The following is a 13797-nucleotide window of genomic DNA, read 5'->3' as shown; positions in this document are numbered from 1 at the left end:
GCGTGGCGGGCTTGCGCGCCCCCGATACGGCCTGCGGTTGTATCCGGGCCAGGGCTTTCGCCGGAACGGGATGGCTTGGCGGTTTGTTGCCCCGATGCGGCACGCAGCCCTTATCCGGGCTGCGGGATGACGGGGACGATCCGGCCAGCGGCCCTTCCGGGCTACGCGGTGGCGCGGCGGGTGCGGCGGAGGAGGACCAGGGCGGCCTGTTCCCATTGGCGGTCGCCGCGGCAACGGCTGCAGTGGCGTTGCAGGCTGCCGTCGCGCCAGCCGTCGAACACGCGCGGGTCGATGTAGGCCTTGCGGCAGACGGCGGGGGTGTTGCCAAGCAAGCTGGCCACTTCGCGTATCACCTGCACCTGCAGGGCATTGCACTCGCGCTCGCTGGCAGCGGCCTCGAGCGCGGCCAGCGCGCGCATCGCGGCCACGGTGCCGCCCCAGGTGCGGAAGTCCTTGGCGGTGAAGGCTTCGCCCATGGTCTCGCGGAGGTAGTCGTTGACCTGGTTGGACTGCACCGGCTGCACGTTGCCGTCGTCGTCGCGGTACTGGAACAGACACTGGCCCGGCAGTTCGCGGCAGCGGCGCACCAGCCGGGCCAGGCGGCGGTCGTCGACCACCGCTTCCTGCGGCTGGCCCGCTTTGCCGCGGAACGAGATGTGGGCGCGGCCGCCGGCCAGGAAGCGGATGTGGTGGTTGCGCAGGGTGGTCAGGCCGTAGGAGCGGTTCTGCTGGCGGTAGGTCTCGTTGCCCACCCGCAACAGGGTGTGGTCCATCAGCGCGACCACCATCGCCAGTACCTTCTCCCGCGGGTAGCCGGGCAGGGCCAGGTCGCGGCGGATGCGCCGGCGCAGCGCCGGCAGGGCCTTGCCGAAGGCGAGGATGCGCTCGAACTTGCCCTGGCCGCGATGCAGCGCCCACTCCGGGTGGTAGCGGTACTGCTTGCGGCCGCGGGCGTCGCGGCCGGTGGCCTGCAGGTGGCCACGCGGGTCGGCGCAGATCCATACGTCGGCCCAGGCTGGCGGGATGGCCAGGGCGCGGATCCGCTCCAGGGTCGCGCGGTCCCGCACCACCTTGCCGCCGGCGTCGCGGTAGCAGAAGCCGCGGCCCTGCCTGCGGCGGCGGATGCCCGGGTCGGTGTCGGCCACGTAGACCAGGCCGGCGCGGTCGGCATCGCGCCGGGCGGCTTCCGGATCGGCGGCGGCGACGGGGGTGGCCAGGGGAGCTTCCGCGGGTTGGGGGAGCGCCAGTCTCGGCGGGCGGCCGCATCCGGCGCGTCAACATGCAACGGTTAACGCTTCGCGAATGCGCGCCCCTTAACCTGTGCCGTCGAATTCCAACCCGGAGACTGCCCATGCGCTTCCGTCCCCGCCTCGTGCTTCCGCTGGTCCTGCTGGGCCTGGCCGCCTGCGCCGGCAACAACGGCACCCTGAGCGACGATGAGGAGCAGCAGCAGGCGCTGCTTGCCGCGCGCAAGGCGCTGGAGTCGGCCGCCGACACCGGGCCGACCGCCACCGAGCCGCCGCCGCCGCCCAGCTGCGATGCCGCGCCGGTGCAGGGCCTGGTCGGCGAGACCGCCAGCGATGAACTGGTCGAGCAGGCGCGGACTGATGCCGGTGCCGATTCGGTGCGCGTGCTCAAGCCGGGCCAGGCGGTGACGCTGGAGTTCAACGGCGCGCGCCTGAACGTGGAAGTGGACGAGGCCAACCAGATCGTGTCCCTGCGCTGCGGCTGAATACGCCGCTGCGCGCGGCGCGCGGACGAAGGTTGCAATTGCATGTATTTTCCGTGCGCCGCGGCACCTTGCGGCACCGCAACAACTGTGCTTAATTCGGGTATTCCGGCGGCAAACGGGTAGCGCACGTTTCTACTGAAACGTTGTGCGGTGCCGCCCTCGCCAGCGTTCGGGAAAACGCACCCGGATGCCCGCTTTACTCGAGGCACAGATGGCCCTTCGCAACCGCCACGGGCACCAGCAACCGCACGGGCTCTACGATCCTTCCTCCGAGCGCGACGCATGCGGCTTCGGCATGATCGCCCAGCTCGACGACCAGCCCTCGCGCGCGCTCGTCGACACCGCGATCGCCGCGCTCTCGCGCATGACCCATCGCGGCGGCGTGGCCGCCGACGGCCTGACCGGCGATGGTTGCGGCCTGCTGATCCGGCGCCCGGACACCTTCCTGCGCACCTTGGCGCGGGAAGCCGGCATCGCCCTGGACGACGCCGCGCGCTTCGCCTCCGGACTGGTGTTCCTGCCGGACGAGCAGGCGCTGGCGCAGCGCTGCCGCGAGACCCTGGAACACGAGCTCCGACGCGCCGGCCTCAGCATCCTCGGCTGGCGGACTGTGCCCACAGACACGCGTGTCTGTGGGGAACTGGCAAGGCAGACGTTGCCTCTCATCGAACAGATCTACGTCCAGGCCGGCGAAGGGCAGGACGAGGAAAGCTTCAACCTGGCGCTGTTCCTTGCGCGCCGCCGCAGCGAGCAGCAGCTCGCCGACACCGCCGACTACTACGTGGTGACCCTCGCGGCCCACGCCATCGGCTACAAGGGCATGGTCCTGCCGGACAAGCTCTCCGGCTTCTACCTGGACCTGCAGCGCCCCGAACTGGCCTCCAGCGCCATCGTCTTCCACCAGCGCTTCTCCACCAACACCCTGCCGCGCTGGCCGCTCGCCCACCCGTTCCGCATGCTCGCCCACAACGGCGAGATCAACACCATCGAGGGCAACCGCCGCTGGGCGCAGGCCCGCGGCAAGGTGTGGAAGACCCCACGCTTCGACATCGCCGAGCTGGAGCCGATCGTGTCCATGCACGGCTCGGACTCGCAGAGCCTGGACAACATGCTCGAGCTGCTGGTCAACGGCGGCATGGAGCTGATCCAGGCGCTGCGCATCCTGGTGCCGCCGGCGACCCAGTCGCTGGAGTTCAAGGATCCGGACCTGGCCGCGTTCTACGAGTTCTATGCGCTCAACACCGAGCCGTGGGACGGCCCGGCCGGCATCGTGTCCATGGACGCGCGTTACGCCTGCTGCACCCTGGACCGCAACGGCCTGCGCCCATCGCGCTGGATGCTGACCTCCGACCGCCACTTCATCGTCGCCTCCGAGGCCGGCGTGTGGGAAGTGCCGACCGAGCGCATCGTGCGCAAGGGCAAGCTTGGCCCTGGCGAGATGATCGCCATCGACCTGCGTCGTGGCGACCTGCTCGACAGCGAGGCGGTGGACCGCATCAACCGCACCCGCGCCCCGTACAAGCAGTGGCTGCACCAGGGCGTGACCTGGCTGCAGACCGAGCTGATCGATCCGTCGCTGGCCGAGGAGCCGTTCGACGAGAAGACCCTGCGCAGCTACCACAAGCTGTTCCAGCTCACGACCGAGGAGGTGGAGCTGGTGCTGCGGCCGATGGCCGAGACCGAGCAGGAGGCCACCGGCTCGATGGGCGACGACACGCCCATGGCGGTGCTCAGCCAACGCAGCCGGCCGCTGTACGACTACTTCCGCCAGGCGTTCGCGCAGGTGACCAACCCGCCGATCGACCCGCTGCGGGAAGACTGCGTGATGTCGCTGTACACCCAGCTGGGCAAGGAGACCAACATCTTCCATGCCGGCCCGGAGACGGTGAACCACGTCATCCTCAACTCGCCGGTACTGAGCCAGCGCAAGCTGCGCGAGCTGCTGAAGATGCCGCAGTACGCGGACAGGAACCGGCTGATCGACCTGTCCTACGCGCCGGAGGAGGGGCTGAAGGCCGGCATCGAGCGCATCTGCCGCGAGGCCGAGCAGGCCGCGCGCGAGGGCGTCGTCCTGCTGCTGCTGTCCGACCGCTACCCGGTGCCGGAGCGGCCGATGGTCCACGCCCTGCTGGCCACCGGCGCGGTCCACCACCACCTGTGCAACGTCGGCCTGCGCTGCGACGTCAACCTCATCATCGAGACCGGCACCGCGCGCGACGCGCACCACATGGCCTGCCTGCTGGGCTACGGCGCCACTGCGGTGTATCCGTACCTGTCGTACCAGACCCTGTTCGACATGGGCCGGCGCGGCATCCTGCAACTGAAGAAGGGCGAGGTCGCGCAGATCGGCCGCAGCTACCGCAAGGGCCTGTACAAGGGCCTGAGCAAGATCATCTCGAAGATGGGCATCAGCACCATCGCCAGCTACCGCGGCGCGCAGCTGTTCGAGATCGTCGGCCTGGAGAAGGAAGTGGTCGACCTGTGCTTCGGCGGCACGCCCTCGCGGGTGGGCGGCGCCGGGTTCGCGCGGCTGGACGCGGACGCCCGCGCCCTGCAGGCGGCGGCCTGGAACGAGCTGAAGAAGCCGGAGGTCGGCGGCCTGATCAAGTACGTCCACGGCGGCGAGTACCACATGTACAACCCGGACGTGGTCATGAGCCTGCAGAAGGCCACCCGCACCGGGCGCGCCGAGGACTGGAAGGCCTATACCGAGGCGGTGCACTCGCGCCCGCCGTCGGCGCTGCGCGACCTGCTGGAGCTCAAGCCGGCCGACGCCCCGGTGCCGCTGGAGGAAGTGGCCCCGGCCTCGGACCTGCTGCGCCGCTTCGACACCGCCGCCATCTCGCTGGGCGCGCTGTCGCCGGAGGCGCACGAGGCGCTGGCCATCGCCATGAACCGCCTCGGCGGCCGTTCCAACTCCGGCGAGGGTGGCGAGGACCCGGCCCGCTACGGCACCGAGAAGCGCTCCAAGATCAAGCAGGTGGCCTCCGGCCGCTTCGGCGTCACCCCGGAGTACCTGGTCAACGCCGAGGTGCTGCAGATCAAGATCGCCCAGGGCGCCAAGCCCGGCGAGGGCGGCCAGCTGCCGGGGCACAAGGTCAACGAGCTGATCGCGCGGCTGCGCTACGCACGCCCGGGCATCGGCCTGATCAGCCCGCCGCCGCACCATGACATCTACTCCATCGAGGACCTGGCCCAGCTGATCTACGACCTCAAGCAGGTCAATCCGCAGGCGCTGGTCTCGGTGAAGCTGGTCAGCCATGCCGGCGTGGGCACGATCGCCGCCGGCGTGGTCAAGGCCGGCGCCGACCTGATCACTGTCTCCGGCCACGACGGCGGCACCGGTGCCAGCCCGGTCAGCTCGATCCGCTACGCGGGCGGGCCGTGGGAGCTGGGCGTGGCCGAATCGCACCAGGCGCTGGTGGCCAACGACCTGCGCGACCGCGCCATCCTGCAGACCGACGGCGGCCTCAAGACCGGCCTGGACGTGGTCAAGGCCGCGCTGCTGGGCGCCGACAGCTTCGGCTTCGGCACCGCGCCGATGATCGTGCTGGGCTGCAAGTACCTGCGCATCTGCCACCTCAACAACTGCGCCACCGGCGTGGCCACCCAGGACGAGCGCCTGCGCATGGACCACTTCACCGGCCTGCCGGAGCGGGTGGAGAACTTCTTCCGCCTGTTGGCGGAGGAAGTGCGTGGCTGGCTGTCCTACCTGGGCGCGCGCTCGCTGGACGAGATCGTGGGCCGCACCGACCTGCTGCGGCAGATCGAGGCCGCGCCGCGCGAGGGCGTCAGGCTGGACCTGTCCAGGCTGCTGGTGCCCAGCCCGCGCGACGAGGATCGCTGCGCCGCCGCGCGCCTGTACGAGTCGCCGGACAGCCTCGCCACCCAGCTGGACGTGCAGCTGGCCGACGTGATCCGCGACAGGAAGGGCGGCGACCACCGCTTCCTGATCCACAACACCGACCGCAGCATCGGCGCGCGCCTGTCCGGCACGATCGCCCGCCTGCACGGCAACCACGGCATGGAGGACGCGCCGCTCACCCTGCACTTCCGCGGCACCTCGGGCCAGAGCTTCGGTGCGTTCAACGCCGGCGGCCTGAACCTGGAGCTGGAGGGCGAGGCCAACGACTACGTCGGCAAGGGCATGGCCGGCGGCCGCCTGGTGATCCGCCCGCCGCGCGGTGCGCGGTTCGAGGCGCGCAGCACCCCGATCATCGGCAACACCTGCCTGTACGGCGCCACCGGCGGCGAGCTGTTCGCGGCCGGCCGCGCCGGCGAGCGCTTCGCCGTGCGCAACTCCGGCGCGCTGGCGGTGGTGGAAGGCGCCGGCGACCATTGCTGCGAGTACATGACTGGCGGCTGCGTGCTGGTGCTGGGCCGGGTGGGCCTGAACTTCGGCGCCGGCTTCACCGGTGGCCTGGCCTACGTGCTGGACCAGGACCGCGACTTCGTGGACCGCTACAACCACGAGCTGATCGACATCCATCGCATCAGCCCGGAGGGCTTCGAGAGCTACCGCCAGCACCTGCACCGGCTGATCACCCGCCACCGCGAGCTGACCGGCAGCATCTGGGCCCAGCAGATCCTGGACGAGTTCCGCGACTACGTGGGCAAGTTCTGGCTGGTCAAGCCCAAGGCCGCGAGCATCGAATCGCTGGCCGACAGCCTGCGGAGGGCCGCGTAATGAGTCGCAAGCAAGTCTTCCAGTTCCTGGAAATGCCGCGCGAGATGCCGCGGCGCATCCCGGTGGAACTGCGTACCGCCGGCGACTGGGGCGAGCTGTACGGCCGCTTCGGCGCGCAGGAGGCCAGCCACCAGTCCGGCCGCTGCCTGGACTGCGGCAACCCGTACTGCAGCTGGAAGTGCCCGGTGCACAACGCCATCCCGCAGTGGCTGCAGCTGGTGCAGGAGAACCGCATCCGCGAGGCCGCCGACCTGTGCCACAGCACCAACCCGCTGCCGGAGGTGTGCGGCCGGGTGTGCCCGCAGGACCGTCTTTGCGAGGGTAGCTGCACGCTCAACGACGGCTTCGGCGCGGTGACCATCGGTGCGGTGGAGAAGTACATCGTCGACACCGCCTTCGAGCAGGGCTGGCGCCCGGACCTGTCGGCGGTGGAGCCGACCGGCCATCGCGTGGCGGTGGTCGGCGCCGGCCCGGCCGGCATCGCCTGCGCCGACCGCCTGGCGCGGGTCGGCATCCAGGCCGTGGTCTACGACCGCTACGAGCAGATCGGCGGCCTGCTGCAGTTCGGCATCCCCACCTTCAAGCTGGACAAGGCGGTGATTGCGCGCCGGCGCGAGGTGCTGGAGGGCATGGGCATCCAGTTCCGGCTGGGCGTGGAGGTCGGCCGCGACGTCACCCTGGAGCAGCTTCTGGAGGAGTACGACGCCGTGTTCCTCGGCACCGGCGCCTACCGCTACACCGATGGCGGCCTGCCGGGCCAGGACGCCGAGGGCGTGCTGCCGGCGCTGCCGTTCCTGGTGCAGAACGGGCGCATCGTCACCGGCGCCGATCCGGCCACGACGCAGAGCCGGCCGATCGCCGGCTGGGAAGACCACATCAAGCTGCCCGACCTGGCCGGTCGCCGCGTGCTGGTGCTGGGCGGCGGCGACACCGGCATGGACTGCGTGCGCAGCGCGATCCGCCTGGGCGCGGCGCGCGTCACCTGTGCCTACCGCCGCGACGAGGCCTCCATGCCCGGCTCGGCGCGCGAGGTGGCCAACGCCCGCGAGGAAGGCGTGCGCTTCCTGTTCAACCGCCAGCCGCTGGCGATCGAGACCGACGAGCTCAACCGGGTCACCGGCGTGCGCGTGGTCGAGACGAAGCTGGGCGAGCCGGATGCGCGCGGCCGCCGCGTGGCGGTGCCGATCGAGGGCAGCGAGTCGGTGATCGAGGCCGATGTGGTGATCATCGCCTTCGGCTTCTCGCCGACCGTGCCCGAGTGGATGACGAAGCTCGGCATCGAGGGCACCTCCAATGGCCGCATCCTCGCCGGCGGCGGCGAGCGCCTGCCGTACCAGACCTCGCATCCGCGCGTGTTTGCCGGCGGCGACGCCGTGCGCGGTGCCGACCTGGTCGTGACCGCCGTGGCCGAAGGCCGCGACGCGGCGGCGAGCATCGCCGAACTGCTGGGTGCCCAGCCGCCGGTGCGCACGCCGCAGTACGCCGAAGCGGTGGCCTGAGCCAACGCCCCGCCCGGGGTCGAACTCCCTCCCTCCACCGGGGGGGGGGGTGGGTAAGGGCGTCGGATCCCCGGCCAAGCCGCGCCGCCGTGGCCCGTATCGTCCGCAGCCCGGATAAGGCCGAGGGCCGCATCCGGGGTGGCGCGCCCGCCATGTGGATTCCTCTGCGTCACGCAGATCCACGTGTGCGTCCCGGCTGCGCTTCGCTTAGCCGGGCTACGCAAAAGCGCGGCCCGGCGGTGATGTCGCGGCGCGTGGCGACGCGCCAGGCCTCGCTGGCGCCCTGGCACTGTAGCGGCGCGGTGCGCTTCGCTTACCCGGGCTAAGCAACTGCACTCCCCTCCCCAACCGGGTGGAGGGGCTGGGGGGAGTCGGGTGCCCCGCCCCGCACGCCCCCACGCCCCGGCGTTTTCCCGGCGCGAGCCGGCAGGCGCGTTGCATCATTCCCGTCACCGACCCGCCGCCGTTGCACCACAATCCCCGCATGCCAGCCGAGTCTCTGCCCAGGCGCCTGTGGCGCGACAACTCCGTATCCGCCATTGCCGCCGGCTTTGTCACGGTGCTGGTGGGCTTCGCCAGTTCGGCGGCGATCGTGTTCCAGGCGGCGCAGGCGATGGGCGCCACGCCGGGGCAGACCGCCTCGTGGATGTGGGCGCTGGGGCTGGGCATGGGCGCGACCTGCATCGGCCTGTCACTGCGCTGGAAGATGCCGGTGGTCACCGCCTGGTCCACGCCTGGCGCCGCGGTGCTGGTCACCAGCGCGGCCGGCGTGCCGATGGCCGAGGCGATCGGCGGCTTCCTGCTGTCGGCCCTGCTGATCACGGCCGTAGGTTTTTCCGGCGTGTTCGAGCGGCTGCTGGGACGGATCCCGCTGTCGCTGGCCTCGGGCATGCTCGCCGGCGTGCTGCTGCGCTTCTGCGTGGATGCGTTCGGCGCGATCCAGGCGCAACCGCTGCTGGTGCTCACCATGCTGGTGGCGTGGCTGGCCTCGCGGCGGCTGTGGCCGCGCTACGCCATCATCCTCACCCTGGCCGCGGGCACCGCGGTGGCGGCATTGACCGCGCAGCTGGACGTGGGCCAGCTGCGGCTGGAACTGGCACGTCCGGAATGGACCACGCCGCGCCTGGGCCTGGGCGCGGTGCTGGGCGTGGCGCTGCCGCTGTTCGTGGTGACCATGGCCTCGCAGAACGTGCCGGGCGTGGCGGTGATCCGCGCCTCCGGGTATCCGGTGCCGGTGTCGCCGGCGGTCGGATGGACCGGCGTGGCGACGCTGCTGCTGGCGCCATTCGGGGCGTTCGCGCTGAACCTGGCGGCGATCACCGCGGCCATCTGCATGGGTCCGGAAGCGCACGCCGATCCGGCGCGGCGGTACATGGCGGCGGTGTGGGCCGGGATCTTCTACCTGCTGGTGGGGCTGTTCGGGGCCACCGTGGCGGGGCTGTTCGCCGCGTTCCCGCAGGCGCTGGTGCTGGCGATCGCCGGCATCGCGTTGATCGGCACCCTGGGCAACAGCCTGGCCACCGCGCTGCAGGAGGCGGACGAGCGCGAGGCGGCGCTGGTGACCTTCCTGGTCACCGCCTCGGGGCTGTCGCTGCTGGGCGTGGGCGCGGCGTTCTGGGGGCTGGTGGCGGGCGTAATCGTGCGGGTGGTGCTGCGGCCCTGACGTACGCGCCTCCCACCCGGGGCGAAGGAGAGCGCGGAGCGGGGGCTGGGGAGGCGGCCGCCCGCAATGTTCTGGATGCGACGCGATCTGTTCCCGTGTCGGTCTCCGACCCTCTCCCCTGCCCCCTCTCCCGCAGGGAGAGGGGAACCCGGGTGCGCTTCGCTTACCCGGGCTACATGGGCAGGCGAGGCGGCCTGGGTCCATGCCAGCACCTGGCCGCCACCGCTGCCCGCGCTCCGTGCGCTGACCCGCGCCCAAGTGGAGCGGCGTCGACGGCGCGGGCGCCAGTAGCCTGCAGGCGCGCGCCTCACCCCCACAGGGAGAGGGGTGTTGCTTCCCTCGGTGGCAGTGGGCCGACAGCACTCCGTGTCATTTCCTCTTGGCAAATCGCCATCAGGAATCGCGCTTGCGGGCATGGACCGGGTTTGTGACCGGCTTCTAGAGTCGTTCCCGTCATAAGCCGCACGCCCGCCACCGGGCCGGCGCCTCCACACGAGACCAGAACCATGAAGCAGCCCGTCACCACGGCCGCCGCGCGCCGCCGTCTTGCCCTCGCCCTGGCCATCAGCCATGCCCTCGCCCTGCCCGCGCTGGCCGAGCCGCAGGCCACCACCCTGGACAAGGTGGTCGTCAGCGGTGCCCGCGTGGCCGAGGCCGATATCGCCATTGGCACCGACCAGGTGCGCAACACCATCGCCATCGACCACGAGGCCCTGCTATCGGCGCCGGCCGGCGTCTCTGGACTGAAGATGCTGGAGTCGCTGCCGGGCTTCAACGTGCAGGCCAACGATGCGCTGGGCCTTTACGAGTTCGGCAACTCGGTGTTCGTGCGCGCGTTCGGCTTCCGCCAGATCGGCTTCGTGCTCGACGGTATCCCGCTCGGGCGCAGCGACCAGTTCGGCGGCAGCCCGGTGTTCCGCTACGTCGACAACGAGAACACCTGGCGGGTGACCGCCTCGCAGGGCGCCGGCGACGTGGCCTTGCCCAGTTACGCTTCGCTCGGCCCGATCGTGCAGTACCAGAGCCTGGCGCCGGCGGCGGAGTTTGGCGTGCAGCTGTCGCAGACCTTCGGTGCCGACGACCTCAACCGCAGCTTCATCAAGCTCGACAGCGGCGAGCACGCCGGTTTCTCCGGCTACATCAGCCGCTCCAAGATCGACAGCGAGCTGTGGCGCGGTCCCGGCACCATCGACCGCGAGCACATCGAGGCCAGGGGCCGCTACCAGTGGGCCAACGGCAGCACGCTGGACCTGAAGGTCGTGCACAACGAGTTCTTCGACTACGACACCCCGTCGGTCAGCAAGGCGCAGTACCACGGCACCGCCGGCGACATCTTCGGCCGCAGCGGGCGCCACTACGGTTACCTGGGCTACGTTCCCGACCTGCCGGTCACCGCCCCCGGCATCGCCTACAGCAACGGCGCCTACAACCAGTACTACCAGCAGGCGATCAACCAGCGCACCGACACCCTGTACGGGCTCAGTGGCGCGTTCGTGGCCGGGCCGGACGTGGAACTGCGTGCCACCGCCTACTACGAGGACAAGGAAGGCTACGGCGTCTCGCCCGAGGCCTATGCCACCTCGCTGTCCAGCCACAACGCGCAGCGCCTGCTGGTCCCCGGCCTGCATGCGCCGCTGGGGCTGCAGTACGGCCTGTCCACCGTGGGCGGCACGCGCGAGGGGCTGGTGGCCGCGGCGACCTGGGTGGTGGGCGCGCATACCCTGGACGTGGGCGCCTGGCGCGAGCGCGACGAGTACCACCGCACCCAGGCACGCTACAACCAGGCCGGCGGCAACCCCGCCGGGCGGCCGCTGCTGGACCAGCCGGTGCACCTGCAGCGCGACTTCTGGTCCACCCGCCGCAGCACCCAGCTGCACCTGAAGGACACCTGGCACCTGCTGGACGAGCGCCTGGCGATCGAGCTGGGCGCCAAGGCCCTGGACCTGGACTACCAGATCGCCGGCGCGCGCAACCCCGGCGATTACATCGCCGGCCGCCGCCCGGTGATCCGCGACAACTGGAAGGACGGCTTCCTGCCGCAGGCCGGCGTGGTCTGGTCGTTCGGGCGCGAGCAGCTGTTCGCCTCCTGGTCGCAGACCCTCGCCCTGCCGCAGGGCGCGGACGACATCTATTCCCAGGCCAGTCCGGCCGCGCCGGGCCCGGAGGCGGAGACCGCCGAGAACCTGGAACTGGGCCTGCGCAGCAACCGCGCCACCTTCAACGGCGTGGTCGCGCTGTATTCCTCGCGCTTCGACAACCGCCTGCAGGCCTACGCCTCGCCGGTGCCCGGCAGCGGCACCACCGAGACCTTCTTCCAGAACGTGGGCGAGGTCGAGGCCTACGGCGTGGAAGCCAGCGGCGTGTGGAAGCCGCGCGTACTGGGCGACCGGGTGGCGTTCAATGGCAACCTCAGCTGGAACCGGGCCGAGTTCAAGGACGACTTCTCCACCTTCGCCATCGCCGGCAACCGCGTGCCGGACAGCCCACAGTGGCTGTCGCAGGCCGGCATCACCTGGGAGGCCGGGCGCTGGGGCGTGCTCAACCTTTCCGGGCGCTACGTGGGCGAGCGCTACAGCAACTACACCAACACCGAGAAGGTCGGCGGCTACGCGGTGTGGAACGCCTACCTGGACCTGGGCGGGGAGGCGTTCGGCCAGGGCCTGCTGCGCAACGCGCGGCTGCGGATCAACGTCGACAACCTGTTCGACCGCGATTACCTTGGCACGATCAACCCGGTGGTCAGTGGCCCGGCCACCTACCGGCCGGGGCCCGACCGTACCTGGCAGGTCACCTTGAGCGTGGACCTGTAAAGCCGAGAGGAACGAACTTGCGCAAGACCGCTGTCCCCGCCCTGCTCGCCCTGGCGCTTGCCGCCGCACTTCCCGCCCACGCCGCCAAGCCGGCCGCCTCGCCCGCACGGGCACTGCACGACCGCATGCTGGTGCTCGATACCCACCTGGACACCCCGCTCAACCTCGGGCGGCCGGGCTGGAGCATCGTCGACGACCATCGCGACGAAGGCCCGTTCTCGCAGGTGGATTACCCGCGCATGGTCGAGGGCGGCCTCGACGGCGGCTTCTGGGTGATCTACACCGGCCAGGGCGACCGCAGCCCGGAGAGCAACCGCCGCACCCGCGACGAGGCGCTGGGCCGGCTGCTGCAGATCCGCGAGATGGTGGCCCGGCACCCGGACAAGTTCGAGCTGGCGCTGACCGCCGACGATGCGCGCCGGATCAAGGCCGCCGGCAGGAAGGTGGTGTTCATCTCGATGGAGAACGCCTCGCCGCTGGCCGCCGATCCCAACCTGCTGTCGTTCTTCCATGCCCAGGGCCTGCGCATGCTGGGCATCACCCATATCGGCAACAACGAGTTCGGCGACTCCTCCAACCCGCGCGAGGGCGAAGGCGCCGAGTGGGGCGGGCTGAGCCCGGCGGGCAAGGCGCTGGTGGCCGAGGCCAACCGCCTGGGCATCGTGCTCGACCAGTCACACTCCTCCGACGCGGTGTTCGACGACCTGATCGCGCTGTCCAAGGTGCCGTTCGTGCTCTCGCACAGCTCGGCCGACGCGGTGCACGACAACCCGCGCAACATCGACGACGAGCGCCTGCGCAGGCTGGCCGCGCACGGCGGGGTGATCCAGGTCAACGCGCTGGGCGCCTACCTGGTCGATACCCCGGTGATCCCGGAGCGCCAGGCCGCACTGCGCGCGCTGTACGAGGAAGCCGAGGCCAAGGGCGGCCGCAGCCCCGAGGTGCTGCGCGAGCTGGCGCGCAAGCGCGAGGAGATCGACCGCCGCTACCCGGTGGCCGAGGCCACCTTCGAGGATTACATGCGCCACCTGCTGCACATCCTCAAGGTCGCCGGCCCGGACCATGTGGGCATCGGCGCCGACTGGGATGGCGGCGGCGGGGTGGCGGGCCTGTCCGACATCTCCCAGATCCCGCGCATCACCGAGCGCCTGCTGCAGGCCGGCTATACCGAGCAGCAGGTCGCCAACATCTGGGGCGGCAACATCCTGCGCGTGCTGGAGCAGGCGCAGGCGTACGCGGCGAAGGTGGCCGCCTCATCGAAGTGACCCGGCCCCCTCCCAGGGGACAGGCCCCTCCGCCTCCGGGGGGAGGGGTCGGGGACCGGCAGCGAGGCGGACACGCGCGCCAACTGATTCCGCTCCGACCCCGGCTAGACTTGCGGCATCCACCACCGGGGAGTGCCGCCT

7 protein-coding genes are annotated in these 13797 nt (G+C 71.0%); 6 read left to right on the top strand and 1 reads right to left on the bottom strand.

The genetic code is table 11. The annotated features are described in order from the left end of the window. Positions 1-161: 161 nt before the first annotated feature. Positions 162-1217, bottom strand: coding sequence for a DNA topoisomerase IB (locus tag EIM47_RS06595; protein WP_240626183.1), 1056 nt, complete (start codon positions 1215-1217; stop codon positions 162-164). 134 nt (positions 1218-1351) lie between these two features. On the opposite strand from EIM47_RS06595, the gene EIM47_RS06590 reads away from it, so the two are divergent. From EIM47_RS06590 to EIM47_RS06565, 6 genes are all read left to right on the top strand, one after another. Next, entirely contained in the window at positions 1352-1732 is a 381-nt protein-coding gene (locus EIM47_RS06590; protein WP_125076462.1) for an I78 family peptidase inhibitor, read from the top strand. Between the two features lie 211 nt (positions 1733-1943). Then, entirely contained in the window at positions 1944-6419 is a 4476-nt protein-coding gene (gltB, locus tag EIM47_RS06585) for a glutamate synthase large subunit (RefSeq protein ID WP_125076461.1), read from the top strand. Beyond that, positions 6419-7918, top strand: a complete 1500-nt coding sequence (locus EIM47_RS06580) for an FAD-dependent oxidoreductase (RefSeq protein ID WP_125076460.1) — start codon at positions 6419-6421, stop codon at positions 7916-7918. The genes gltB and EIM47_RS06580 overlap by 1 nt, the downstream gene beginning before the upstream one ends. Before the next feature lie 484 nt (positions 7919-8402). After that, positions 8403-9581 (top strand): benzoate/H(+) symporter BenE family transporter, encoded by a 1179-nt coding sequence (locus EIM47_RS06575; RefSeq protein ID WP_125076459.1) that lies wholly within the window; start codon positions 8403-8405, stop codon positions 9579-9581. Positions 9582-10087: 506 nt separating this feature from the next. Next, positions 10088-12391: a TonB-dependent receptor gene (locus tag EIM47_RS06570; RefSeq protein ID WP_125076458.1), complete on the top strand. Its 2304-nt coding sequence runs from the start codon at positions 10088-10090 to the stop codon at positions 12389-12391. Positions 12392-12408: 17 nt separating this feature from the next. After that, positions 12409-13656: a dipeptidase gene (locus tag EIM47_RS06565; protein ID WP_125076457.1), complete on the top strand. Its 1248-nt coding sequence runs from the start codon at positions 12409-12411 to the stop codon at positions 13654-13656. Positions 13657-13797: the final 141 nt, after the last annotated feature.

The sequence above is a fragment of the Pseudoxanthomonas sp. SGT-18 genome (assembly GCF_003931645.1).
In the GTDB taxonomy this organism is placed as follows: Bacteria; Pseudomonadota; Gammaproteobacteria; order Xanthomonadales; family Xanthomonadaceae; genus Pseudoxanthomonas.
The sequence above is the reverse complement of the archived record's forward strand: the minus strand, read 5'-3'. Positions and strand labels throughout refer to the sequence as shown.

Bases quoted from the DNA above. Each gene is read 5' to 3' on its own strand.
- EIM47_RS06590 (WP_125076462.1), top strand. From the start codon at position 1,352: ATGCGCTTCCGTCCCCGCCTCGTGCTTCCGCTGGTCCTGCTGGGCCTG.
- gltB (WP_125076461.1), top strand. From the start codon at position 1,944: ATGGCCCTTCGCAACCGCCACGGGCACCAGCAACCGCACGGGCTCTAC.
- EIM47_RS06580 (WP_125076460.1), top strand. From the start codon at position 6,419: ATGAGTCGCAAGCAAGTCTTCCAGTTCCTGGAAATGCCGCGCGAGATG.
- EIM47_RS06575 (WP_125076459.1), top strand. From the start codon at position 8,403: ATGCCAGCCGAGTCTCTGCCCAGGCGCCTGTGGCGCGACAACTCCGTA.
- EIM47_RS06570 (WP_125076458.1), top strand. From the start codon at position 10,088: ATGAAGCAGCCCGTCACCACGGCCGCCGCGCGCCGCCGTCTTGCCCTC.